The sequence below is a fragment of the Phaeobacter gallaeciensis genome, assembly GCF_001678945.1.
Taxonomy (GTDB): Bacteria; Pseudomonadota; Alphaproteobacteria; order Rhodobacterales; family Rhodobacteraceae; genus Phycobacter; species Phycobacter gallaeciensis_A.
Map to the genome: position 1 here is coordinate 3,846,220 of NZ_CP015124.1, position 23,503 is coordinate 3,869,722.

General features: G+C 61.4%; 19 protein-coding genes and 2 tRNA genes. 10 read left to right on the forward strand and 11 right to left on the reverse strand.

Annotation, left to right across the window (positions count from 1 at the left end; translation table 11 throughout):
- The first annotated feature begins 19 nt into the window (after window positions 1-19).
- On the forward strand, window positions 20-1,393 hold the full coding sequence (locus tag JL2886_RS18185; RefSeq protein WP_065273289.1) for an SPOR domain-containing protein: 1,374 nt from the start codon (window positions 20-22) through the stop codon (window positions 1,391-1,393).
- Window positions 1,394-1,465: 72 nt separating this feature from the next.
- Here JL2886_RS18185 and JL2886_RS18190 read toward each other — a convergent pair whose 3' ends face one another.
- From JL2886_RS18190 to JL2886_RS18200, 3 genes are read right to left on the reverse strand one after another with little or no spacing between them, the layout of a single operon-like run.
- Window positions 1,466-2,047 (reverse strand): retropepsin-like aspartic protease family protein, encoded by a 582-nt coding sequence (locus JL2886_RS18190; protein ID WP_065273290.1) that lies wholly within the window; start codon window positions 2,045-2,047, stop codon window positions 1,466-1,468.
- A gap of 45 nt (window positions 2,048-2,092) precedes the next feature.
- Complete coding sequence (locus JL2886_RS18195) at window positions 2,093-2,719, reverse strand: MarC family protein (RefSeq protein WP_065273291.1); 627 nt, start codon at window positions 2,717-2,719, stop codon at window positions 2,093-2,095.
- Window positions 2,716-4,569, reverse strand: a complete 1,854-nt coding sequence (locus JL2886_RS18200) for an ABC-F family ATP-binding cassette domain-containing protein (protein WP_065273812.1) — start codon at window positions 4,567-4,569, stop codon at window positions 2,716-2,718. The genes JL2886_RS18195 and JL2886_RS18200 overlap by 4 nt, the downstream gene beginning before the upstream one ends.
- Window positions 4,570-4,714: 145 nt before the next feature.
- Here JL2886_RS18200 and JL2886_RS18205 point away from each other — a divergent pair, with 145 nt between their 5' ends.
- The gene (locus JL2886_RS18205; RefSeq protein ID WP_065273292.1) at window positions 4,715-5,917 is read left to right on the forward strand and encodes a multidrug effflux MFS transporter; all 1,203 of its coding nucleotides are present in this window, start codon (window positions 4,715-4,717) and stop codon (window positions 5,915-5,917) included.
- A gap of 140 nt (window positions 5,918-6,057) precedes the next feature.
- On the forward strand, window positions 6,058-6,480 hold the full coding sequence (gene ndk, locus JL2886_RS18210; RefSeq protein WP_065273293.1) for a nucleoside-diphosphate kinase: 423 nt from the start codon (window positions 6,058-6,060) through the stop codon (window positions 6,478-6,480).
- Window positions 6,481-6,575: 95 nt separating this feature from the next.
- Here ndk and JL2886_RS18215 read toward each other — a convergent pair whose 3' ends face one another.
- Window positions 6,576-6,923 (reverse strand): TfoX/Sxy family protein, encoded by a 348-nt coding sequence (locus JL2886_RS18215; protein ID WP_065273294.1) that lies wholly within the window; start codon window positions 6,921-6,923, stop codon window positions 6,576-6,578.
- A gap of 123 nt (window positions 6,924-7,046) precedes the next feature.
- On the opposite strand from JL2886_RS18215, the gene JL2886_RS18220 reads away from it, so the two are divergent.
- Both JL2886_RS18220 and JL2886_RS18225 read left to right on the forward strand, forming a co-directional pair.
- The gene (locus JL2886_RS18220) at window positions 7,047-8,273 is read left to right on the forward strand and encodes a cytochrome P450 (RefSeq protein ID WP_065273295.1); all 1,227 of its coding nucleotides are present in this window, start codon (window positions 7,047-7,049) and stop codon (window positions 8,271-8,273) included.
- A 149-nt stretch (window positions 8,274-8,422) separates the two neighbouring features.
- Window positions 8,423-9,283 carry a hypothetical protein gene (locus JL2886_RS18225; RefSeq protein WP_065273296.1) on the forward strand — a complete coding sequence of 287 codons (861 nt, stop codon included), beginning with the start codon at window positions 8,423-8,425 and terminating at the stop codon, window positions 9,281-9,283.
- A gap of 91 nt (window positions 9,284-9,374) precedes the next feature.
- Here the strand turns inward: JL2886_RS18225 and JL2886_RS18230 are convergent, their stop codons facing one another.
- Window positions 9,375-9,989, reverse strand: coding sequence for a response regulator (locus JL2886_RS18230; protein WP_065273297.1), 615 nt, complete (start codon window positions 9,987-9,989; stop codon window positions 9,375-9,377).
- A gap of 327 nt (window positions 9,990-10,316) precedes the next feature.
- Between JL2886_RS18230 and JL2886_RS18235 the strand changes: the two genes are divergently transcribed.
- The 3 genes from JL2886_RS18235 to JL2886_RS18245 all read left to right on the forward strand — a co-directional run bounded on the left by JL2886_RS18235 (window position 10,317) and on the right by JL2886_RS18245 (window position 13,733).
- Entirely contained in the window at window positions 10,317-10,826 is a 510-nt protein-coding gene (locus JL2886_RS18235; protein WP_082996126.1) for a molybdopterin-dependent oxidoreductase, read from the forward strand.
- 12 nt (window positions 10,827-10,838) lie between these two features.
- Window positions 10,839-13,337, forward strand: coding sequence for a hybrid sensor histidine kinase/response regulator (locus JL2886_RS18240; RefSeq protein WP_065273298.1), 2,499 nt, complete (start codon window positions 10,839-10,841; stop codon window positions 13,335-13,337).
- A 321-nt stretch (window positions 13,338-13,658) separates the two neighbouring features.
- Window positions 13,659-13,733 (forward strand) — tRNA-Asn (locus JL2886_RS18245).
- A gap of 572 nt (window positions 13,734-14,305) precedes the next feature.
- Here JL2886_RS18245 and JL2886_RS18250 read toward each other — a convergent pair.
- Together JL2886_RS18250 and JL2886_RS18255 are read right to left on the reverse strand one after the other, a co-directional pair.
- Window positions 14,306-14,380, reverse strand: a tRNA-Asn gene (locus JL2886_RS18250).
- A 124-nt stretch (window positions 14,381-14,504) separates the two neighbouring features.
- Window positions 14,505-15,419 carry an MBL fold metallo-hydrolase gene (locus JL2886_RS18255; RefSeq protein WP_065273299.1) on the reverse strand — a complete coding sequence of 305 codons (915 nt, stop codon included), beginning with the start codon at window positions 15,417-15,419 and terminating at the stop codon, window positions 14,505-14,507.
- Between the two features lie 89 nt (window positions 15,420-15,508).
- On the opposite strand from JL2886_RS18255, the gene JL2886_RS18260 reads away from it, so the two are divergent.
- Window positions 15,509-16,828: an ATP-binding protein gene (locus JL2886_RS18260; RefSeq protein ID WP_065273300.1), complete on the forward strand. Its 1,320-nt coding sequence runs from the start codon at window positions 15,509-15,511 to the stop codon at window positions 16,826-16,828.
- A 120-nt stretch (window positions 16,829-16,948) separates the two neighbouring features.
- On the opposite strand, the gene JL2886_RS18265 is transcribed toward JL2886_RS18260, so the two are convergent.
- The 3 genes from JL2886_RS18265 to JL2886_RS18275 form a co-directional block, all read right to left on the reverse strand.
- The gene (locus JL2886_RS18265; protein WP_065273301.1) at window positions 16,949-18,559 is read right to left on the reverse strand and encodes a calcium-binding protein; all 1,611 of its coding nucleotides are present in this window, start codon (window positions 18,557-18,559) and stop codon (window positions 16,949-16,951) included.
- 150 nt (window positions 18,560-18,709) lie between these two features.
- Window positions 18,710-19,495 (reverse strand): EAL domain-containing protein, encoded by a 786-nt coding sequence (locus tag JL2886_RS18270; RefSeq protein ID WP_237028397.1) that lies wholly within the window; start codon window positions 19,493-19,495, stop codon window positions 18,710-18,712.
- 207 nt (window positions 19,496-19,702) lie between these two features.
- Window positions 19,703-21,007 carry a hypothetical protein gene (locus tag JL2886_RS18275; RefSeq protein ID WP_065273302.1) on the reverse strand — a complete coding sequence of 435 codons (1,305 nt, stop codon included), beginning with the start codon at window positions 21,005-21,007 and terminating at the stop codon, window positions 19,703-19,705.
- Window positions 21,008-21,335: 328 nt separating this feature from the next.
- Between JL2886_RS18275 and JL2886_RS18280 the strand changes: the two genes are divergently transcribed.
- Entirely contained in the window at window positions 21,336-22,343 is a 1,008-nt protein-coding gene (locus tag JL2886_RS18280) for a hypothetical protein (RefSeq protein ID WP_065273303.1), read from the forward strand.
- 15 nt (window positions 22,344-22,358) lie between these two features.
- Here the strand turns inward: JL2886_RS18280 and JL2886_RS18285 are convergent, their stop codons facing one another.
- Window positions 22,359-23,501 (reverse strand): acyl-CoA dehydrogenase family protein, encoded by a 1,143-nt coding sequence (locus tag JL2886_RS18285; protein ID WP_065273304.1) that lies wholly within the window; start codon window positions 23,499-23,501, stop codon window positions 22,359-22,361.
- Window positions 23,502-23,503 lie beyond the last annotated feature (2 nt).

The following is a 23,503-nucleotide window of genomic DNA, read 5'->3' on the forward strand; positions in this document are numbered from 1 at the left end:
TATGTTGTGGGGCTCTGGTATGAAGATAACAAGAATTGTCGCGCTCGCCATCATTGCAGGCACGCTGAGCGTTCAAGGCGTGGGTCAGGCCGTGGAGGCGCAGACGCTGCGGGCCTCCGGTCCCCCAGCAGAGGTGCCCCCGGCCTCTTACAAGGGTAAGCAATATGTCGACAGCCGCGGTTGTATCTATATCCGCGCCGGGATCGACGGCAATGTGAACTGGGTGCCCCGCGTAACCCGCAGCCGCAAGCAATTGTGCGGCTACAAGCCTACTACCATCGCAGGGGCTGCTAAACGCCAGCCGCAGGCGAACGCGGGGCCTGAAATCATCACCCTGCCGCAGGAACAGCAGCCTGCCGCGACCGCGGTTGCAACGGCTCCCGCCAAAAAGGCGACGCCCACGTCTCGGACGACGGCTCCTGCAAGCGCCCCTGCAGTTGCCGCAACCACCAAACCGCGCCGCACTGCGCAAAGCACCAGTGCCCGCCCCACGCGGGTCACCACCGCCGCGCCCCGGCGTGTCGTGAAACCGGCTCCGGTTGTTCCGGCGCCGCAGCCTGCACCGCAGCAAGTGCGCACGGCGCCGACGTCTGGCGGCTGCCCTGGGGCTTCGGCGATCAGCCAGCAGTACATCAACAAATCCGCAGGCGTCCGCTGTGGCCCGCAGGCCGAAGCGCCGGTGACTTATGGCCGGGACAGGGCGGGCGATCAGAACTCGTCGCTTCAACTGGCGCCCAACACCCGTATCCTGCCCGCACATGTCTATCAGCAGCGCAGACTGAGCACGGGGCTGACGGTGCCGCAAGGCTACCGCCCGGTCTGGGAGGATGATCGCCTGAACCCCCGGCGCGCCGAGCGTACGCTGACAGCGGCCACGCCGAATGGACAGACTGCGGTGCCGCCGGGTTACGTCCGGGTGGAACGGGATGACGACCGCATGAATACCATGCGCGGCGTGCGCAGCGCTGCAGGAGATGCGCAGATGGCCGAGGTCTGGACCGATGGCCTGCCGCGTAAACTGGTGCGCAAACCGCTGGACCGGCAGACGGTCACATTGTCGGGGCGTCATGCCCGCAGCGCCGCCGAGGCGCGCGAGCCGCTGGCATTGCGTCTGTCGACCAGGTCGGACCCCGAGGCGGGAGCGGCTGCATCTGAAGCCACACCGCGTCGCTACGTCCGTGCGGCGACCTTTGCCGATCCGGCGGCGGCGCGCGCTGCTGCGCGGGATCTGGCCCGCAGCACGGGCTTGCCGGTCCGTCTCGGCACGCTCACCCGCAAGGGCAAGACCTACAAAGTTGTTTTGGCAGGGCCTTTCACTGCCACTGGGGCAGGTGATGAAGCCCTGAACGCCGTGCGCGGCGCGGGGTATCCCAAGGCGCGGCTCAGCAAGTAAGCCCAGCAATAAAAATGGGCGTTCAGACTATGGGGCAGCGCGCATCTCTGCCCCGTTGCGTTGCTCCGTAACTTAACGGGTCAGCACAAGGGCGCGGTTCTGGATCTCGATCCGTGACCAGCGTTGCAGATAGCCCATGCCAAGCAGGGATTTATCCATCTCACCGGCGTTGACCCAAACCCGCACATCGCTGTCGGTGATCCCGCCAAGCGACATCTCATCCACCCAGAAAGAGGCGGTGCGCACTTCGCCATTGGCGGTCTGCGCGCGGCCCAGATAGGCCAGTTTGTCGGTGTCGATCCCGGCGCGCTCAGCGTCCGCGTGGCTCAGCACCACCTGACTGGCGCCGGTATCCACCAGGAAATTGACTGGCGTGCCGTTGACCGACAGGGTCAGGTAGTAGTGACCATCCGGCGCCATTGGCACCTCCACCCGGCCTTGTTCGGTGATCACGCTTTGCTGTGGCATTACCGTGCTGCGGATATCACCCCACAGACCATAGGCAGCGATCACCCCAAGGAAGATAAACGCCCAAACGGCGAGCATCTGCACCGTCTTGCCCAGCGACTGCCGGTTCTGCACGAAGACCCAGGATCCTACCGCCACCAGCAGCAGGACAAGATAAATCACCCGGGCATAGTCCATATCGGTCATCAGCGCGCCTCCTGCTTTCTGATGTAGGAAGTTCGCGCCGCGATACTAGCCTGCGGCAAAGCCAAAGGCGCGCAGACCGTCCAGAATGAACTGCACCGAAAGCGCCGCCAGTAGCATGCCCAGAAGCCGGGTCACCACGTTGATCCCGGTCTTGCCCAGAAGCCGCTCCAGCACGCCGGAGACAAGGAACATCACCAGCATCAGCGACAACACCGCCAGAACGATGCTCATCACCAGGGCAAAGCCTTCGATGCCCGGTTTCTGACCGGCGAGCAGGATCACGGTTGCAATCGAGCCGGGGCCTGCGATCAGCGGGATGGAGATGGGAAAGACGGAGGGGTCCTCGACCTCGGTGGCTTCCTCGCCCTGATGCTCGCGGCGTTTGGTGCGCCGTTCGAACAGCATGTCGAGCGCAGTGAGGAACAGCAGCGCGCCACCTGCGACGCGGAAGGCGGGCATTGAGATGCCGACAAAGGCCAGAACCGCCTCTCCGAACAGGGTGAAAAGCGCGAGGATGAAGGTCGCGGTCAGCGACGCGCGAATGGCCACGCCACGCCGCTCGGACGCGGTCATGCCTTGTGTCAGCGCCAGAAAGATCGGGGTCAGGCCAATAGGATCAATAATCACGAAAAGCGTGACAAAAGAGGTGATCATAAAGGCCGTATCGATCATAGGGCTTCGGCTTTTTCCAGTTTCTCCAGCGCCCGCATCCACAGCAGTTCGGCGCGGTCCAGCGCCTCGATGACTTCGGCGTGCTTGCCTTGCCAGACGCGGGCTTCGTCCTTCTTCTCTGCCTCGTAGAGTTCCGGGTCCGCTAGCTTGATGTCAAGCTTGTCCTTCATTGCGGTCAGTTTGCTGACGCGTTCCTCGGCTTTACGGGCCTCCGCGCGCAGCGCCAGCATGGCATCGCGCGTGGGGCGTTTCGGCTTTGGCTTGGCAGCGGCCGGTTTCAACGCCGGTTTGTCCTTTTCCAGCAGCAGCGACCGGTAAGAGGTCAGATCGCCCTCATAGGGTTTCACCGTACCTTGCGACACCAGCCACAGCCGGTCGGCCACAAGGCTCAGAAGGTGCATGTCGTGGCTGACAAGGATCACCGCCCCGGTATAGGCGGTCAGCGCTTCCACCAGCGCTTCGCGGCTTTCGATATCAAGGTGGTTGGTCGGCTCGTCGAGGATCAGAAGATGCGGCGCATCCAGTGTTGCCAGAAGCAGTGACAGGCGCGCCTTTTGCCCGCCCGACAGGCGTCCGACCTCGGTATCCGCCTGCGCGGCGCCAAGGCCAAAGCCCGCAAGGCGTGCCCGCAGTTTCGCCTGACCTTCTTCGGGGCGCTCGCGCTGCAGGTGCTGCAGCGGGGTTTCGTCGATATAAAGCTCGTCGACCTGATGCTGGGCAAAGAAACCGATGCGCAGCTTGCTCGATTGCGTCATCTTGCCGGACATCGGTGCAAGACGGCCCGAGAGCATTTTCGACAGGGTGGATTTGCCTTCGCCGTTCTTGCCCAGCAGCGCAATCCGGTCGTCCTGATCGATGCGCAGGTCCAGTTTGCTGAGGATTACCGTGTCGCCATAGCCCACCGAAACGCCCTCGGTGGCGATGATCGGCGGCGACAGTTCTTCGGGCTCCGGGAAGGTGAAGACTGTGCGTGCTGCGTCTTCGGGCGCGCGGATGGTTTCCATCTTTTCCAGCATCTTCACGCGGCTTTGCGCCTGCTTGGCCTTGCTGGCCTTGGCCTTGAACCGGTCCACGAATGCCTGCAGGTGGGCGCGCTGCGCCTCTTGTTTCTTGGCGGCTGCGGCCTGATTGGCGCGGTTGGCGGCACGCTGGCGGGCGAACTGGTCGTAGTTGCCGCCGTAGTAGATGAGGCCGCGATCCTCCAGATGCAGGATCCCCCCGACCGAGCGGTTCAGAAGTTCGCGGTCGTGGCTGATGATGATGACCGTATGAGGGTATTTCACCAGATAGGCCTCAAGCCAGAGCGCGCCTTCGAGGTCGAGATAGTTGGTCGGCTCGTCGAGCAGCAGCAGATCGGGCTCAGAGAACAACACAGCGGCAAGCGCCACCCGCATCCGCCAGCCACCCGAGAAATCGGCGCAGGGGCGCTGTTGCGCCTCTTCGTCAAAGCCAAGCCCCTTGAGGATGGAGGCCGCGCGGGCCTCGGCGGACCAGGCGTCGATGTCGGCGAGCCGGGTCTGCACCTCGGCGATGCGATCAGGATCGGTTGTGGTTTCGGCTTCGGCCATCAGTTCGGCCCGTTCGAGGTCGGCGGCCAGAACCGTGTTGATCAGCGACACGTCCGAGGCGGGTGCCTCTTGTGCGATGCCGCCGATGCGCGCACGGGACGGCAGCGAGATGCTGCCTCCTTCCAGTGCAAGCTCGCCCTTGATCAGGCGGAAGAGGGTGGTCTTCCCGGTGCCGTTGCGCCCCACAAGGCCAACCTTGTGGCCGGTGGGAATGGTGGCGCTGGCCCCGTCGAACAGGGGGCGGCCTTCGACCGAATAGGTGATGTCCGAAATACGTAGCATGGCCGCGCTCATAGCAGAGGGTATCGCGCCCGACCAGCGCCTTTGCACGCTGCGTCTCAACTGGGTATCAACTGGCCCATCCCCGGAGCACGTGATAGCCAAGGCGGGAATTCGTCTTTCTCCCGTTCTACGTCCGGTGACTGCCATGCGAGCTGCGCAAACGGCCCCTCATATTGCCACGCTGATCTTCGGCACCGCCCTTTCGGTGCTGTCGCTCAACATGTTCCTGCCGTCGCTGGCACGGATCGGAGAGGATTTTCAGGCCGACTATGGTCTGGTGAACCTGTCCATCGCCGGTTACCTGGCGATTTCTGCAGTATTGCAGCTGGTTATGGGGCCTTTGTCGGACCGCTTCGGACGTCGCCCGGTGGTGCTGGTGTCGCTGCTGGTCTTTGCCCTTGCCTCAATCGGCTGCGCGCTGGCGCAATCGATCTGGGTGTTCCTTGGCTTTCGCTTGCTGCAAGGGGCCGTGGTGGCGGGGCAGGTGGTCTCCCGCGCTGCGATCCGCGACATGCACAGCGCCGAAGAGGCCGCCAGCAAGATGGGCTATGTCTCCATGGCGATGGCGCTGGCGCCGATGCTGGGGCCGATGCTGGGCGGTTTTCTCGAAATGGCCTTTGGCTGGCGGGCGGGATTCATCCTTTATACCGTGATGGGCCTTGCGATGCTGGCGCTGGCCTGGGGCGACTGGGGCGAGACGAACGACAACCGCTCGGCCACCTTTGGCGCCCAGATGCGCACCTATCCTGAGCTGTTGGCCTCGCGCCGGTTCTGGGGGTACAGCCTTTGTGTGGCCTTTTCGGTCGGCGGGTTCTTCTCTTTCATCACCGGGGCGCCGCTGGTGGCAGCGGCCTGGTTCGACCTCAGCCCTGCCATGGTGGGGCTGGGCATCGGCATCATCACGAGTGGTTTCATGGTGGGCAATTTCATCACCGGACGAGTGGCGGGGCGGGTGTCGCTGCTGACGCTGATCCTGATTGGCCGTATCAGCGCGACGCTCGGCCCGCTTGGGGGTTTGATCCTGTTCGCGCTGGGGCAGGGCTCGGTTCCGGTGTTTTTCGGCGCCGCGATCTGCGTCGGATTTGGCAACGGTCTCACCATCGCCAATGCCAGCGCCGGGCTGATGTCGGTGCGCCCGCATCTGGCGGGCAGCGCTTCGGGGTTGTCGGGGGCCTTGTCGGTGGCGCTGGGGGCGGTTCTGACCTCTCTGACCGGTGCTTTGGTGGCGCCTGAAAACGCGCCCTTCATGGTGCTGGGAATCATCCTGTGCGCCAGTATCCTGGCGCTGGCCTCGGCGCTGTATGTGCGCTGGGTCGATATACGCGAACCTTTGCCCGAAGCGGGCTGATCGCAGGCCGTGTTGACAGCGTGGATTTGAGCGCCAGGGAGCAACTCAGCCCTTCCCAAGCGAGCGCAGGCATGTTACCCGGCGCGCGATATATCCGGCGCGGGGATTTGCCCCGGCCGAACACTAATGGAGAACGCCCGATGGCACTGGAACGCACCTTTTCGATCATCAAGCCCGATGCAACCCGCCGTAACCTGACCGGCGCAATCAACGCCAAATTCGAAGAAGCAGGTCTGCGCATCGTCGCGCAAAAGCGCATCCACCTGACCAAGGAACAGGCCGGCAAGTTCTACGAAGTGCACGCCGAGCGTCCCTTCTATGACGAACTGTGCGAATTCATGTCCTCCGAGCCGATCGTGTGTCAGGTTCTGGAAGGTGAAAACGCCATCGCGAAAAACCGCGAAATCATGGGCGCCACCAACCCGGCAGACGCTGCTCCCGGCACCATCCGCGCCGAGTTCGCGGAATCGGTTGGCGAAAACTCGGTTCACGGCTCCGACGCGCCGGAAACCGCAGCGGTTGAAATCGCATACTTCTTCTCCGGTCTGGAACTGGTCGGCTAAGCCTGACTTTCCGTGACCCGGATTTCAGGGCCGCCTCGGGATACCGGGGCGGCCTTTTTCGTTCGTCCGTTTCCTTCGGAAGGGGGGAGGAGCGCTTATCCCCGACGGGGAATGACGCCTATGGCGTCTAGTTCGCGCTCCAGTCGCGACAGACCGGCGGCCTCGCTCTTGGCCGTGGTGTTTTCCGTCTTGATCTGGTCGAACCGCTTGCGCAGGGCTTTTTTCTCTTCGCCCTTGCAATCGTTCCACGGACGCCCCTGAAGCCCCATCACCAGCACATAGTACCCGATGAAATGAGGGCGGCTGCCCGCCTGCAGCAGCCGCGCATAGGCCGCATCCGCGCCAAGCTCGCGCAGCTCTTCGGCGGAGTGGATGCCTGCACGGGCAAAGGACTCTTCCGAGGCCGGGCCAAGGTTGCGGATGGATGAGATAGGCGTGGACATAGGGCGAACATATCCGGGGCGCCGGGGGCTGTCACGCTGGTTTCGCAGCGGAATTTTGCGCCGCAGCGATTGACAGTCTCAAAACGACAGCGGACGTTACGGCACGTTCTGGGAGGAGACGACGTGACACAACCGCAAACCGCACCCGATATTCTGAATTTTGATCTGGCAAACCCGCCCGAGGGTTTTGTGGAGGATCCGTTTCCCTTCTACGACGCCCTGCTGGCTGAAGCCCCCATTCTGCAGCAACCCGATGGCTCGGTGCTGATCTGCCGACATGAGGATCTGGACCGGATCTATCGGGACACCACGTCTTTCTCTTCGGATAAGAAGGCCGCCTTTGCGCCCAAGTTCGGCGAAGGCTCACCGCTGTTCGAACATCACACCACATCGCTGGTGTTTTCCGACCCGCCGCTGCACACACGCGTGCGCAAGATCATGACCTCGGCCTTGACGCCGCGCGCCATCGGGCGGATGGAGGCAGGGCTGGTGGAGACTGTTGATCATCTGCTGGACGCCATGGAAGGGCGCGAGGAGGTTGATCTGATCGAGGATTTCGCCTCGACCATTCCGATCCAGATCATCGGCAACCTGCTGGACGTGCCGATGGAGGAACGCGGGCCGCTGCGCGATTGGTCGCTGGCGATCCTCGGGGCGCTGGAACCTGCGCTCAGCGATGAGGAGCTGAAGCGCGGGCATAAGGCGGTGGAAGAGTTCAAGGACTACCTGACCGACCTTATTGCCCGGCGCCGGGCCCAGCCGGGCGATCCGGAAACCGACGTGCTGACCCGGCTGATCCGGGGTGAGGGCGCAGATGAGCAGCTGAGCGAGATCGAGCTGATCCAGAATTGTATCTTTATCCTCAACGCGGGCCATGAGACCACAACCAACCTGATTGGCAATGGTCTGGCGCTCTTGAATGATCACCCGGACCAGCGCGCACGGCTGCAGGCGGATCCGGAGCTGATCAAACCGGCGGTGGAGGAGATGCTGCGGATGCGGTCCCCGAACCAGCTGGGCAACCGGGAAACCACGCGGATGGTGGAGATCGGCGGGCTTGAGATCCCGCGGGGCACCAACCTGCATCTGGTGATCGGCGCCGCCAACCGTGATCCGGAGGTGTTCGACCACCCCGAGCGCTTCGACATCTCGCGCAAGCCGAACCGGCATCTGGCCTTTGCCGGTGGCCCGCACGTCTGCGTCGGGCTGACTCTGGCGCGGCTGGAAGGCAAGATCGCTATTGAACGCTTCCTCAGTCGCTTTCCGAATTACCATCTGCTGCCGGGGCGGGTCTCCGGCGGTCGGATGCGGTTTCGGGGCTATGCGCATCTGCCTGCCTCCTTAGGCTGACCGCCGCCTGGCCTAGCGCTGCCCGCATGGGGTGCGCCTTTGCGCGCGACCTATCCTTTTGGGCGCGCTGCGCAGCCCCATGGATAGGCGCTTTTTGTGTGAAGTTTCTGTAAACCTGTCGGCATCAGTTTACTCCGGCGAGGGTTGTTATGATTTTTCCAGTGGTGATGGCAGGGCAGGCAAATTCTGTGGTTCCGGCAGGGGAAGAGCGCGTTCCGGCGCATTTCTTCGCGGAAGCGATGATCGAAAGCCGGTTCCAATCGGTTATCCGCTGTCTGGATCATCCGATGTTTGCCGCTCCGACGGTGGTCACCTGCGAAGCCAATCAAGGTCTGGCAGCGCAGCAGATGTGCGCGGTGGGCGTAAAGGGCTCCCTGCTGGTCGAGCCGGGGCTGTCGAAATCCGCTGCGGCTCTCGCGGCCGTTGCGCTGCGGTTCCGCGATGTGCCGGATGCGCTGTTGCTGATCATGCCTGCCAGCCATTCCTGCGCCTCCGAAGGCCGTTTGCTTCAGACGCTGGACGCGGCACTGCCTGCGGCCAAACAGGGCGGTATCGTGGCGGTGGCAACCCGTGATCACGGGCCTTATGGTCGTCTCAGAACCTTGTCGCGGCGCCGGGGACAGGAGCCGATGCAGGCATTGTATAGCGCCGGAGTGGGGGGGGATGAGGCCGATCCTGATGTCCTGTGGAATTCCGGCATCTATCTGGTGCGGGCGGGCAGTCTCCTTGCAGCAATCAAACGCCATGCGCCGCGTATCCTTCATGCCACCAAGGCCGCTGTTGCCGGTATCGCGCAGACCGAGATCGTTCGGCGGCTTGTGCCCGATGCCTATGGCAAGGTGAAACAGGAAAGCTTTGAGGCTGCGGTTCTGGGACGGGTGGAGATTGTCGACAGTGTCCAACTGGACCACAACCGGTCGATCTGGGAGGACTGGATCCAGGACATGGCGAATGAAAAGGCCGAAGCCGGTGCGGCCCGCCGACGTGCGAAACGGCAGAGGGCGGCCTGATCAAGAGGCCGCACGGCCGGAGAGGAGGAATGCCGCCTCTTGCCAAAGAACAGCTGAATGCGACCAGTGCGGCGCAGTCTGCGGGCGCGGTTCAGAAAAGACCGGCTTCCTTGGCGGTCAGGGCAGCTTGGGTACGGTTCTTGGCGTCAAGCTTGCGGCAGAGGGTGCGCACATGCAGTTTAATGGTGACCTCTTGCAAGTCCAACTCGCGGGCGATTTCCTTGTTCGACAGGCCGCGGCAAAGGCCGTTCAGGACTTCCAGCTCCCGTGGGCTCAGCCGTTCGGCCAGGGGGTGCGTATTTGCGCTCTCTTCCGCGCGCATCAACTCGACCGGAGCATAGATTTCCCCCGCGCTCATGAAGCGGACCGCGTTCAAAAGCGACTGCGCGCCCATGGTCTTGGGAATGAACCCGATGGCCCCGGCATCGAGCGCCGCCCGGGCAGTATTGGCCGGAGCGCTGCCAGAGAGGATCGCAACGCCCTTGCCGCCATTGGCCGCAAGCGCCTCAGTCAGGCCATCCAGTCCCGTCATTCCGGGCATCTGGTAGTCCAGCAACACCAGGTCAAACGGGCCTTCCGCGGAGATCAGCTCCATCGCGCCCGGCAGATCGGTGGCGAGCAACACCTCTGCGCCCCCCTCGGATTTGAGGTAGGCGGAAATGGTCTCGCGAACCATGTCATGATCATCTGCCAAAAGAATACGCATAGAATTCCTAGAGTCTGTTAGCGACAGCGAAGGTCAATCAAAGTCGACACCTACACGACAAGGGTTTCATAAGTATCAATCCCCGGCTGGACGTGTCTTCCCTCTTGCAGACAATAGTGCCCCGGGCCGGTTTTCAATAAAACATTTAGAAAGATAACTGAATTAAGCTGGAGAAGGACAGCTGAAAAGGTTGGGTTTTAATAACCCATCCGGGAGGCGTCCTATCCTTTGGGATAGGCGCATATCCCGAGGCGTTGGTGCCAGAGGGGGCACAATCTGTCAGTGTCCGACGCGGTGAAATTGGGTATTTTCAAAAGGAGTGTTGTGATGATCCGCTGGATGAATGTTTTGGGCGCGCTGGTTCTGGCGCTGGGGGTGGGCCTGATGCTCGGGCTTGGGTCGTCGGCGCAGGCCGCCAGCGACGACACCGTGCTGCTGACGGTTCAGATCGAAGGGGATGATGCTTCGACGACGACCTTCACCCGCGATCAGCTAATGTCGCTGGGCCAGACCTCCTTTGAAACGGAAACCATCTGGACCTCTGGCACGCAGGCCTTCACCGGCGTATCCCTGAAGGATCTCATGGCCCATCTCGGGGTGACCTCTGGTGTCCTGCAAGCGCGGGCGATCAACGATTACATGGTCGAGGTGCCTCTGTCCGATGCGATCGAAGGGGGGCCGATCATCGCCTATGAACGCAATGGCAAGACCATGTCGGTCCGCTCCAAGGGGCCTTTGTGGATCGTTTACCCTTACGATAGCAATCCCTCGTATAAAACCGAAGCGATCTACTCCAGAAGCATCTGGCAGCTGGAGGGGATCAACGTCCAACGGTAAAGGTGTGGCCCGGTGACCAAAGAAACGGACTGGCGATTTCCACTAGCGTCGCGCTGGGTTTTGGTCGCGGCCCTGATCGTTCTGCCTTTGCTGGTGGTACAGTCCGTGCGCCTGGGTCAACAGGTTCTCCTCAGGCTCGAGGGCCTATCGACGGCCGCGACGGACAACATGCAATGGGTCATGTCGCAGGCCGAGGTCGAGCATCTTAAACTGGATGCAGCAGCCGGTGCAGCGCGGCAGGCAAAGGACCTGCCCCTGCTGCGCCGTCGCTTTGACATTTATTACAGCCGTATTGCGACCTTTCAGGAAAGCCCGCTGTTTCAGGAGCTGCGCGACAACGAGGCGGGCAGCAAGTTACTGTCCGATCTCAGTGCGCGGCTGGATCGCTTGGCCGATCTGATCGATGTCAGCGACGAGCAGTTGATTGAAAACATCTCTCAGGTCCGTTCGGAACTGAATCAGAACGGCGACAAGGTGCGTGAACTTGCCCTGTTCGGGGTGGTGATGCAGGTCGAGGGAACCGAGGCCAAGCGCCTACAGCTGTTCGATATCCTCTACCAGTTGGGTTGGGTCATTCTGGCGTTATTCGCGGCCATTGCGATCACCGCGCTAATGCTGGCGCAGATGTACCGGCGCGGGCGCCAGCTGGCCGAAGAGCGCAGCCGCGCCGCCGCGCAGATGGAGGCGATGATTTCCTCCTCTCTCGACGCCATTCTGGTGGTCGACACCGAAGGCCGTATCCAGGCGTTCAACGGCGCGGCCGAAACGATTTTTGGCTACAACAGCGCCGAAGTCATCGGGCAGAAGATGCAGGAGCTGATCATTCCGATGCACCTGCGCGAAGCGCATGCCCGGGGCATGGCGCGTTTCCTCAATACCGGCCAGACCAAAGTGATCGGCGCCGGCCGGGTCCAGCTTGAAGGGTTGCGCAAGTCCGGTGAAATTTTTCCGGTCGAACTCTCGGTCTCGCTCAGTCAGTCGGGGCAGGATATGGTCTTTGTCAGCTTCATGCGTGACATTTCGGACCGGATGCAGGCCGAAGAAGAGTTGCGCACCGCCCGCGATGATGCCCTTGCAGGTGAACGTGCCAAGGCCAATCTGCTCACCGTCATGAGCCACGAAATGCGTACCCCTCTGACCGGGGTGCTGGGGGCGATCGACCTTCTGGAAGACACCGATCCCTCGGGAGAACAGATGCGCTATCTCCAGGCAATGCGAGTGTCGGGGGAGCTTCTGCTGCATCATGTGAATGACGTGTTGCAGCTGTCGCGGCTCGAAGCAGGGGTGGACCCGGAAAAGATTCGTGTCTTCGACCTCAAGGAGCTGGCCGAAGGTTTGATCGAAAGCCAGCAGGCCACCGCAAAGAGCCGGGGAATCGATCTGTCGCTGCATTGCAGCCTTGGCCCATCCTCGGTGGTGGCAGGGCGGCCCCGCGCCATTCAGCAAGCGCTTCTCAACCTGATCGCAAATGCCGTGAAATTCACCAATGAAGGCGCCGTTTCTGTCGATATCCAGCGCCTGCCGGAGACGGATGTGGTGGACTTCCATGTCGCCGATACCGGCCCCGGTATCCCGCAGGAGGATCTGCAGCGCATCTTTGAAGAGTTCACCATGCTCGATTCCAGCTATCGGCGCGGCAATGAGGGCACCGGGCTTGGCCTGGCGATCACCCGCCGCATCGTGCAGGCGATGGATGGTGAAATCACCTGCGAAAGCGAACTTGGCGAAGGCAGCCTGTTCTCGATGTCGCTGCCGCTGCCAGTGGCCAGCGCGCCCATGGTCAAGGCCGAGGCGCAATCGGATCAGGAACAGGAGACCAGTGCCGTCCTGATCGTCGAGGACAATGACATCAATCGCCTGCTCTTGGAGAAGATGCTGATCCAGCAGGGCCAACGGGTGACCACGGCCGCAGGCGGGCTGGAGGCGGTCAACTGCGCCGAAGCGGGCAGTTTCGATCTGATCCTGATGGATATCAGCATGCCAGAGGTGGACGGGATCGAGGCAATTCGCCGGATCCGCGCGCGGAAACTGGCGGAAGGTACCGACATCGTAGCCCTTACAGCGCATGCCGCCGCCGAAGATCACGCCCGCATTCTGGACGCGGGATTCGCCGAGGTCATCACCAAGCCGATCAGCAAACAGGAACTTGCCGATGTGATCGCTCGTCGGGCAGGGCGAACCCCGGTGCTGCCGGAGGTTAATCAGGACGAAAACATCGTGCAGTTCTTCGATGCGCTTGGCCCGGAACGCGCCCGCGGCTTCCTCGCGACGTATTGCGAGGACGTGGAGCGGCTGAAGGCAGCTTTGGCTGAGGCCGAGGAGCTGACGACAGAGCTGCGCCAGGAGGCACACCGCCTGGCGGGATCGGCAGCGGTCCTGGGCCTGACCCGGTTCCGCGAGCTGATGCTGGAGATCGAACACGCAGAAGGCTGCGACATCACCCAGATCGAACTGCTCGATGAGATCTGGTGCGAGGCCGAGAGCTTTCTGTCCGTCCATATGTGCGCCTGAAGTCGGCGCACCGCGGCACAGGCTCTCCGTGCTGTTGACCAATAACGGGGGAGGGGGCTGGCTTCGGCGCTGAGCCTGACAACGTGGCAATCCGGTCGGGCTTTTGGGCCGCCTTGCTGCTGAAAATGCGTGGACAGAGGTCGGTTCCACAGCGGACCTATCAAGGTGACAGGAGATATCGGCGCGGAGACGAAAGAGGGCTTAAGACCAATATGTTAGGCAGAAAACGCGCTCTGACTTTAGGAGCTGAAAAAAAACTGCAACTAGGAGAGAATTTTCTCTGGACGCGGCACAATGGAACTTCTATACCACGCCTCACATTCCGGCGTAGCTCAGCGGTAGAGCAGTTGACTGTTAATCAATTGGTCGTAGGTTCGATCCCTACCGCCGGAGCCATAAAAAGCCCTCAGGTCGCGCAGACCTGAGGGCTTTTTGGGTGTCGGAGAGTTTGACGCAATAGCTCCATCCTTTTGATGAAAGCCTGCGCTTGGGGGAAGGCACTGCACCTACCTTAAGGGTGGCCAAGCAACCTGAGTTACCAACTGATTACCTCTGGCGTCTGGACTTCCAGATGCACAGATAATTCTTTCCTCTTTATTGGAAATCAAAACGTCTGTCTTTGGGTTTGAGCTCAAAAAGCATGGCGCAAAGGCAGTGCCCCACTGCACTCTCTTTCACATCTCGGAGGACGGCAAGGAACACAAAAAGCTGTCGCATTAAATGGACTAATTGATGGCCTCAAAGGCCACATCCACGGACACAGGGTTCGGACCGCAGAACGCGGACGTGGCGCTTCGCCATTCTGACCTCTAGCGCTCAACTGGAGACCAGAATGTAACTTAGAAGGCCAGCAGGTTCAGAAAAAAGGAGGGGAGTGCACCTCTTGCGCCGATACCCCCGCATCCAATAGCACTCCAGATTCTGGAACCAAAAAAGCCCTCAGGTCGTAAAGACCTGAGGGCTTTTTATGGCTCCGGCGGTAGGGATCGAACCTACGACCAATTGATTAACAGTCAACTGCTCTACCGCTGAGCTACGCCGGAACGGTCCGCGCCGTATAGCGGCCCTGCGTGGGGGCGTCCAGAGGGAGAGGCGAAAAAAATGCAAATAACATCGGATCGCACAATCCGGGACCGAAAACCGCTCTGGGGCAGGGTCGTCCAGGGATCAGCCCAGCAGCCTGAATTCTGCGGTTGCGCTCAGGTCACCGACCGGGGCTACGCGGGATTTTCCCATTAGGTCAATGAGATGGGCCAGAACGTTGCGCTCGGCAGCGAGCAATAGGGCCGCCGGGGTTTCGGTATAGATCCGGGCGGCCAGATCGCCCGGGCGGGCCGGGCCGGAGCGCAGCGCATCAATGATGGCGGCTTCGCGGGCTTCGCGGTGGGCGATCAGCCAGTCGAGACGTCCGGCAGGGTCAGTGATCGGGGCGCCGTGGCCGGGATAGAAGATCCGCCAGTCGCGGGCGCGCAGCTTGCGGCAGGAAGCCATGAAGTCGGTCAGATCGCCATCGGGCGGCGAGACCAGCGAACTGGCCCAGCCCATCACGTGATCGGCGGTGAAACAGGCATCCCCAAAAGCCAGCGCGATGTGGTTGCCCAGATGCCCGGGCGTGTGCAGCACCTCAAGGTTCCAGCCCTCGCCGGAGATCACATCGCCATCTGCCACCGGGATGTCAGGCGTAAACTCGGTGTCGATGCCTTCGCCGCCGCCTGTCATGCCCTGCGCGACCAGTTGCTGCATCGCCGGGCTCCGGCCTGCGCTGGCCGGGCCAAAACCATAGACTGGCGCGCTGGTACGCTGGCTGAGCTCGTCGGCAAGGGGGGAGTGATCCACATGGGCATGGGTGACGATGATATGACCGATACGTTGATCAGGGCCCACTGCGGCCAAAATCGCTTCCAGATGATCTGGCAGCACCGGACCTGGGTCGATCACCGCCAGATCCCGGGTTCCGATCAGATAGGTGTTGGTGCCGCGATAGGTCATTGGCGAGGGGTTCGGGGCCAGAATGCGGCGCACACCCGGTTGCAGCTCTTCGGCACGACCGGGGGCGGGATTGAAATCGTCTGGAGCCTGCATTCGGGTATCCGTTCCTTTTGTTGCTGGCGCGGGGGCAAAAGCCTGCCGGGTGCCTTCACAGCCATGGGGCGACCCTGTAGGCTTAGCGCATGTTCTTGCAAAGGCTCAAACAATATTCTCCACGGAGCCTTTATGGCCGGGCGGCGCTGATCTTGATCGTGCCTATCGTGTCGATGCAGCTTGTGGTCTCCATCGTCTTTATCAAACGAGATCTGGAGGATGTGACCACCCAGATGACGGCCACGGTGATGCAGCAGGTCGCATTGCTGCAACAGCAGGGCGCAGGCGCGGAAAGCCAACAGGACATGCTGGTGCGGATTGCTCCGTTCCTGCAGCCTCTGCAGATGGGGGCACGGTTCCTTGAGGAGGGTGAACCTGACCCGCAGGATCTAGTGGGGTGGTACGAATTCTCTGGCCGCGTTGTCCGGGACAAGTTGCAGCAGGATCTGCCGGGTTTTGTCGCGGCGCAGTTTCCCGATAACCGCGAGGTCAAGGTGTTCCTGGATACCGACCTTGGCAGGATAGAACTGCGGGTGGACAGGCGGCGGTTGACGGCGGCAGCGCCGCATCAGCTGATCGTAACGATGGTTTTCTTCGGCCTTTTCATGGCTTTGATTTCTTTCATCTACCTGCGCAATCAGCTGCGCCCGATCAAGCGGCTTGCAGATGCGGCGCAGGCCTTTGGCCGGGGACGGATGATCCCTTATTCGCCGCGTGGCGCGACAGAGGTACGGGCCGCTGGCAGCGCCTTCGTGGATATGCGCGCCCGGATCGAGCGGCAGATCGAGCAGCGGACCCTGATGCTGTCGGGGGTGAGCCACGATCTGCGCACGCCGCTGACTCGGCTGAAGTTGGGGCTGGCGATGTTGGACGAAGAGGAAGCGGAACCGCTGTTACGTGATGTCGATGAAATGCAGGCGCTTCTGGATGCCTTTCTGGATTTCTCCCGCGGTGCGTCAACAGGCGAGCCTGAACCGGTGGATCCGATGCAAATGGCGCATGCCATTGTCGAGGATTGGCAGCGGCAAGGCAAGGATGTGATGCTGGGAGAGCTGAGCGGGTCTGGCACCGTGATGCTACGCCAGCAATCGATACGCCGGGCGGTGGAAAATCTGGTCTCGAACGCGGTACGATATGGCAGCCGGGCGCGGGTCTCTGTGACTTTGACGGAAAAATCCCTGCGCATCCGAGTCGAGGATGACGGTCCCGGTATCGACCCTGAGCAGCGCGGTGATGCGATACGTCCCTTTACTCGGCTGGATGCTGCGCGCAATCAGAACCTTGGAACCGGGGTTGGACTGGGGCTTGCCATCGTTGTGGATGTGGCGCGGGCGCATGGCGGCACGCTGCGCCTGACCGAAAGCGCCGAACTGGGCGGGTTGCAGGCCGATATCGTGATCGCACGCTGAGGAATTGCAGCTATACCCTGAGGGGCCGCGAAACGGTTGAACGGGCAGGGTACCTGCTGGTCAATATCAGACCAGTCGGGCCTGCGCGATGCAGGCCCGGTGGAAAATCCGATTACACGATCAGAAGATGAAATCGCCCACACCTAGGTCGGCTATATCGACGTCCAGCAGCGTGATCGAATTGCCGTTACCATCCTGAATGAGCACGTCGTCGCCTTCCTGGCTCATGTGATTGTTGCGCAGATCCCGCATGCCGGTGATGCTTTCCACCCCGCTCAGATCAATGTCCTCACCGTTGCGTGTGGCGTTGAAATCGCGGATCTTGTCATTGCCAAAGTCGCCGGAGAACACGAACACATCCAGACCACGACCACCGGTCAGAATATCGTTGCCGCCCTGACCGTCCAGGATGTCGGCATCACTGCCACCGAACAGCCGGTCACGGGCGCCGCCGCCCAGCAGTTTGTCATCGCCGTCGCCGCCGAACAGCTTGTCCCGACCGGTGCCGCCCAGAAGTTTGTCGTTGCCAGTGTCTCCGTCCAGCGTGTCGCGGCCAGCACCGCCCTTCAGGGTATCGCGTCTGCCGAGGCCGGAAATTTCATCATCGCCCGCAAGGCCCAAAATGCGGTCTTTTCCATCGGTGCCGACCAGAACGTCGTCGCCCGCAGTTGGGGTGTTGCTCAGCTCGCTGACAAAGCTCTCTGAGGCGAGGAAACCCTGGTCGATCCCGGCACCACGAATTTCCGCAATATCACCGACAAAGATCGTGTCTTCTGAGTAATCTGCACTGCTGCCTACCGGGACGGTGACGTTCACATAGGTCTGGCCTGCCTCCAGCGTGAAGGCGGCGTCGAAACTGTTGACCGTCTTAGAGTAATCCGCGTCCACTGCGGTGACAGAGACGGTTCCCGTGATATCGCTTTCGGGGGCCTCGGCGATATCAACGCGCAGGGTAACCATTGTGGAGCCACCGCTTTCGGTGGCGGAAATCGTGCCGAGGCTGGCCAGATTGGTCGGTGCGGCGTCCGTATAGCTGCTGATCGTATAGGCGCCGGAGTAGCCGAAATAGGTCCAGGCGGCGAGGTAATAGGTGCCGGAAAGCTCTGGCGAGAAGGTCTTCACTGATCCGTCCCAGGCGCTGGCGCCGCCGGACACACCGTCGACCGGCTCTCCATCCGCGTCGAGGATTTCCAGCCAGCCGCCGGACGTGGCCCCAAAAGGCGAGTCAGCCTGCGCCATGGAGAACCCGTAGTCCATTCCGCCAATCGCGTGGAAGGCATAGTAGTCGGTCTCTCCGGTGCGGGCGCTGCCATTGATGACGCCCGTTATGCTGGATCCGATCTCAAGAGTTGGCGCGCCGCTCATGTCGCCTGCGTCCTCGTCCTCCAGATAATCCGCAGGAAGGCCCTGCATGGTGACGGTGTAGCTGCCGCTGCCAGTGACGCGGATGTTATAATAGTCCGAGGGGTGCTCGGCCGTGTAGGTCATCGTGTTGCCGTCGATTGTTGCCCCGGCATCGGTGCCGTCATCCAGCATCTCAAAGGAAACCCCGTCGCCCTCCAGAGTAAACGTGTAGGGCTGATCATAGGCCAGTGAGACCCGGATCAGATCGCCCGCATCGGCGCCGCCTACGGTACCGCTGACGCTGTGACCGGGTTGGATGTCTGCGACGTTCGTCTGAGTGTAGTCAAAATCGTTGGTCCAGTCGCCGTCTTCGGTCAGTTGATACATGGGAAACCTCCTTCACCGTGCCCGTAAATACAGCGCAATTTTAAGGCCGGGCGTACGCGTGGAACGTGACCAGGATCAAATAGGAGCGGGCGGAGGTGGGAGAATTCGCTCAAAAAGAGGATGACGTGACGGTAACTTTTGGCGTGTGCCTCAGCGTAGCATGCTTTGCTCCATGGACAGGCTGCTGTGGACAGGCCATTGCGGCGCAGGGAGGGACTCAAATCCCGGCTTGGCGAACAGATACCCCTGCATCAGGTCCACACCCAGATCATATAGCGCATCGTATTCGCCCTGGGTTTCAATCCCTTCGCAGACGATCAGGATACCCATTTCCTCAAGCATCCTGATAGTGTTGCGAACAATCGTCTGTTTCGCCGATGAGACATCGATATTGCGGATCAGCCCGGCGTCCAGTTTCACCACATCCGGCTGGAACATCGTCAGCAGTTTCAGGCCGGAATAGCCGGCGCCGAAATCATCGATGGAGGTCTTGAAGCCAAGGCGGCGATAGGTGGTCAGGATTTCGATCAGCTTGTCCGTGTTCACCCGTTCGGTTTCGGTGAACTCAAACATGATCTGGTCCACCGGAAATCCAGTGCGTTTCGCTGTTTCAAGCGTCAGCCGGATGCAGGCCTTTGGATCGTAAACCGCATTGGGCAGGAAGTTCATCGACAGGAGTGCGCCGGTGTCGGCAAGGTTCAGCTTTGCTGCCAGTTCGATCGAGGTGGTGCGGCACTTCTGGTCAAAGGCGTAAAGCGTATCAGAAGTGACATGCGAGAACACTTCGCGCGGACCAGCGCCGTCCTTGCCGCGCAGCAGCGCCTCGTAGGCAAAGATCTTTTCCGCGCCAAGGGCGACCATGGGCTGGAACGCCATGGTGATGGGCAGGTCGAACTTTGCGCCATTCCGGCAGGCCTGACATTTTTCCTGTTTCACCGCTGCACCTCCTGAGGATCCGTCGGCCAGCTGTGTAACCTTTCTTCCTAAAGAAAGGTTTATGCATCAGCGGGATGCACCCTCCTTTTTCGGTGAACGGTTGATCGTCGAAGGGGCTCGGTAATGCTGCTCCTAAAAATCGCCGGAGGCCCCCGTTTGGGGGCCTCCGGTCAATGTCTTCTCGGTCCATGGTGAGGCAGCGTGGCCTCAGACAGCCTCGGCCATCATGTCGTCTTCCGTGTCAGCCGGGTCTTCCGGCATCATGTCATCCTCCGGCGGTAGGGTCATGAGAGACATGACATCCGGTTCGGTTGCGGGTTGGCTAAAGGCGACCGGAAGGGTTTCGGACCAGCTGTCCAGCGTCATGCCATTCACCGCTGCCGGGTCGGTTTCGACCTGCGCCTGCGCTTCATCAGTCAGACCACCGTGCAGCTCCTGCGGATCCCGACCGTCGCTGTTGACCACAATCGACACATTGGTGAGGTCCAAGTCCTGCAGCGTCAGCGCGCCATCTTCGGACCACAGGGTGAAGTTGAGGTTGTTGACGGTCCCTTCGGTGCTGTCCGGTACCTGTCCGAATTGCACGTGGGCGTCATAGTTTTCGGAGACAGTGGCGCCGTTATCCAGCGTGTTCTCAGAATTGGCGGATGCACTGTGGCGGGTCACCGGCAACGCGTTTTCATCCGGGTAGAAGTGCAGTGCATCGGTGCGGCCGTCGTCGCTCAGGTTGAAGAACATGCCGTCGAGATCAGCCTCCTGGCCGTCAAAGGTGGTTGGATCCAGTTTCACGAACAGCTCACCGCCGGGCGTCTGCGTGACGGACACGTCCACCTGGCTGCCGCCTTCTTCGCCTAGGGTGAAAGTGATGGTGGTCTTGCCATCGTCGGTGTTTTCGCCGCCGCCCCCTGTACCACCGGTGCCGCCGGTTCCGCCCGTGCCTCCGGAGCCGCAATGGCCACCGCTGCCCCATCCGCTGGTTCCACCAGAACCGTGAGTCCCGCCAGAACCGTGGGTGCCAACAGAACCATGCGTTCCGCCAGAGCCGCGGGTTCCTCCAGAGCCATCGGACGCGCAATCGTCATCTTCGTTGCGACCATGGTCCCACCAGTTCTTGCCACCGTGGTTCCACCAATCCTTGCCGCCGTGATGGCCTTTCGAGCCGCCACCGGTGCCGCCGCCTGATCCGCGACCTGTGCCTTCTCCCGTGCCGCAGCCGTCCTTGCCACCCGATCCCCGGGCGCCGCCAGAGCCTTTGGTTCCGCCGGAGCCCTTACTGCCACCGGTCCCCTTGCTGCCGCCCGTGCCGTGATCGTCCTTTTCGTCGCGGTCCCACCAGTTTTTATGGCCTTTGCCGCCGTGGCCAAACCGGTCGGACAGATGTCCGTCATACCAGCGCGCGAAGTGTTCGCCGCGCACGCCGCCATTGTGGTAGCTGTTGCTGCCGCAGGCGTCCTTGCCGCTGCTTTTTCCCCAACCGGACCAGCCTTTGTGCGAAAAATGTCCCCAAGTCATATTGTCACCCCTACGATCTGAAATGATGCGTTTCGGCAGGCGCAAAATGGGAGGCGTGCCGCTCAACGGTGAACATATGAAACACGCTGGGGTGGAACAAATTTTCGTCTCATTTTAGTCAAATTCGCGCGTGCATCAGATATTTCAGGAAACAAAGCCATCCTGAGGGCTCTTATTGTTCTGCGAATGAAGTGGTTCAAATATTCAATCATAGCGAGTGGCGCCCGAATCGGTCCGTTTTCCGGGCCTTTGCCCTTGTTTGTCCCGAAAACCGCCGTTTTCTGCTGTCAGGACAGGTGCAAAGTCGCTGAGGTGAAGAGGGACAGACGTGGCGGACGGCAGTTTTGAGGATCGCAAGGCCTATATCTCGGCCAAGGCCGAGGTGGTTCTGGGCGCGGCCCCCGAACGGATTTCTGCACCAGGAGGCAATTCACGCTCATCCTTGCGGCTGCATTATCCAGATCACAACGTGATTGCCACGCTGCGGCCCGATTTCCGCCGCACCCACTTAGAGGCCCATGTACTTGAGGAACTAGCGCCCCATTGTGACGATATTCCGCAGGTTCTGGGGGTCAGCGATGATGTGATGTTCCAATCCGACACCGGCGAGATGCGTCTGAATGCAGAGATCATGGAACAGGACCCAGTGGATCAGGTCGAACTGGCCGCCGAGGCGGTGGCGGCGATCTTCCGGATCCAGGCCGCCGGGCGGCAAACCAACCTGGCGGAAATGCTGCCGCATCTGGGATCGAACACGGATTGGGTCACCTCCTTTGTCGGTTCGGTGACCGCGATGGAGCCCTATTCGGTGGGCATCTCCCGCCAGTTCGATATGGCGGCTGTGGCAGAGCGGATGGATTACCCCGGTGTGCAGTTCCTGAAATGGGATTGCCGGTCGGGCAATGCCGCCATCGGCGACGACGGATACCTGCGCTGGTTCGATTTCGAATACGCCGGACTACGCCACGGGGCCGAGGATCTGGCCTGGCTGATTGCCGATGAAACCTGGCCAATCGCCCCCGATGTGATGGCCGATATCGTGATCGAGAATTTCGACCCCGACTGTGGTCACGACATCGCCGACTACATGGATTACCTGTCGGTCTACACGACGCTGCATTGCGTACAGCGCCTGAAGCTGATCGAGCAGGAGGTTAAACGCCGCGGCTGGCTACGCAAGGAGCGGGTGCGCAAATACGATGATGCGGGCGTGCACCCTGATTTCGCGGTGCAGCTGTGCCGGGTCGGGGCCTATTACTCGGCGCAATCGCCGTTGACGGCGCCGCTGACCCGTAATTTCGAGGCAGCTGAGCGCAGCTTTTCCTCGGCGGTTTGACGCGCCGCTGCGCGGTTACAGTCCCATCTGCCGCACCGCCAGATCGCGCATGATTTCCTCGGATCCGCCTCCGATGGCCATCACCTTGACCTCTCGGTAGATACGTTCGATCCGGTTGCCGCGCAGATAGCCCGCACCACCGAGTATCTGCATCGCTTCGGAGGCGCAGAACTCGCAGGCTTTGGAGGTGAACACCTTCGCCTTGCAGATTTCGGCCACCGGCATCCGCCCCTCGTTCACCTGCCAGCAGATCGTGTTGAGCGTGGCCTCTACCGCGTCGATCCGGGCCGAGATATCGGCGATCTTGTGGCGGATCACCTGATGGCGGATCAGCGGCTTGCCAAAGGTCTGCCGCTCCTGTGCCCAGGCGATACTGTCCTCAAGGCAGGTTTTCATCATGCCCAGCATACCGGCGATCAGCCCGACCCGTTCGAGGTTGAAATTCTCCATCACCGCCAGAAAGCCATGATTTTCCGGCCCCATCATCCGGTCGGCGGGCAGGCGGACGTCATCGAGGAACAGCGTTGCCTGATCCGAGCACCACCAGCCCATTTTCCGGCTCAGCGCGCTGCGGGTGAACCCCGGGGTGTCCGCTTCGACAAAGAACAGCGAAATCCCCTCCAGCCCCGGCCCACCAGTGCGGGCAGGAATGACGAAATACTCCGACGTCATGCCGCCGGTGATGAAGGTCTTGCTGCCGCTCAGCACCCAGTGATTGCCATCCCGCCGCGCCGTGGTCGTGATATTGGCGACGTCCGATCCGCCGCCCGGCTCCGTCACCGCAAGCGAAGACCCTTTGCGCCCCGCGATCACCTCCGGCAGCACCTGCATCTTGATTTCTTCGCTGGCCAGCCGGGCAATGGGATCAAGCGAGATCTGACGCCCACCCATGGCCGCCGCGACACCGCCCGCGCCGCAGCGGGCGATTTCCTCGCTGTAGGCGGCACGCATGAAGCAGTCGTCAAAGCCAAGCCCGCCGTATTTCTCGTCGATGCCAAAACCCCATACGCCCAGCGCCCCGGTTTTCTGGTGCAGCTCCCAGGGGATTTTCCCGGCTTCGTCCCAGTCATCGCAGAAGGGAGTGATTTCCTGCGCCACAAAGCTCCGCAGGCTCTCGCGGAAGGCACGGCGCTCTTCGGTGTCAAAGGGGCTTTGCATGC

Bases quoted from the DNA above. Each gene is read 5' to 3' on its own strand.
- JL2886_RS18195 (WP_065273291.1), bottom strand. From the start codon at position 2,719: ATGATCGATACGGCCTTTATGATCACCTCTTTTGTCACGCTTTTCGTG.
- ndk (WP_065273293.1), top strand. From the start codon at position 6,058: ATGGCACTGGAACGCACCTTTTCGATCATCAAGCCCGATGCAACCCGC.
- JL2886_RS18205 (WP_065273292.1), top strand. From the start codon at position 4,715: ATGCGAGCTGCGCAAACGGCCCCTCATATTGCCACGCTGATCTTCGGC.
- JL2886_RS18260 (WP_065273300.1), top strand. From the start codon at position 15,509: ATGTTCTTGCAAAGGCTCAAACAATATTCTCCACGGAGCCTTTATGGC.
- JL2886_RS18275 (WP_065273302.1), bottom strand. From the start codon at position 21,007: ATGACTTGGGGACATTTTTCGCACAAAGGCTGGTCCGGTTGGGGAAAA.
- JL2886_RS18235 (WP_082996126.1), top strand. From the start codon at position 10,317: ATGATCCGCTGGATGAATGTTTTGGGCGCGCTGGTTCTGGCGCTGGGG.
- JL2886_RS18255 (WP_065273299.1), bottom strand. From the start codon at position 15,419: ATGCAGGCTCCAGACGATTTCAATCCCGCCCCCGGTCGTGCCGAAGAG.
- JL2886_RS18185 (WP_065273289.1), top strand. From the start codon at position 20: ATGAAGATAACAAGAATTGTCGCGCTCGCCATCATTGCAGGCACGCTG.
- JL2886_RS18225 (WP_065273296.1), top strand. From the start codon at position 8,423: ATGATTTTTCCAGTGGTGATGGCAGGGCAGGCAAATTCTGTGGTTCCG.
- JL2886_RS18200 (WP_065273812.1), bottom strand. From the start codon at position 4,569: ATGCTACGTATTTCGGACATCACCTATTCGGTCGAAGGCCGCCCCCTG.
- JL2886_RS18215 (WP_065273294.1), bottom strand. From the start codon at position 6,923: ATGTCCACGCCTATCTCATCCATCCGCAACCTTGGCCCGGCCTCGGAA.
- JL2886_RS18285 (WP_065273304.1), bottom strand. From the start codon at position 23,501: ATGCAAAGCCCCTTTGACACCGAAGAGCGCCGTGCCTTCCGCGAGAGC.
- JL2886_RS18265 (WP_065273301.1), bottom strand. From the start codon at position 18,559: ATGTATCAACTGACCGAAGACGGCGACTGGACCAACGATTTTGACTAC.
- JL2886_RS18230 (WP_065273297.1), bottom strand. From the start codon at position 9,989: ATGCGTATTCTTTTGGCAGATGATCATGACATGGTTCGCGAGACCATT.
- JL2886_RS18190 (WP_065273290.1), bottom strand. From the start codon at position 2,047: ATGACCGATATGGACTATGCCCGGGTGATTTATCTTGTCCTGCTGCTG.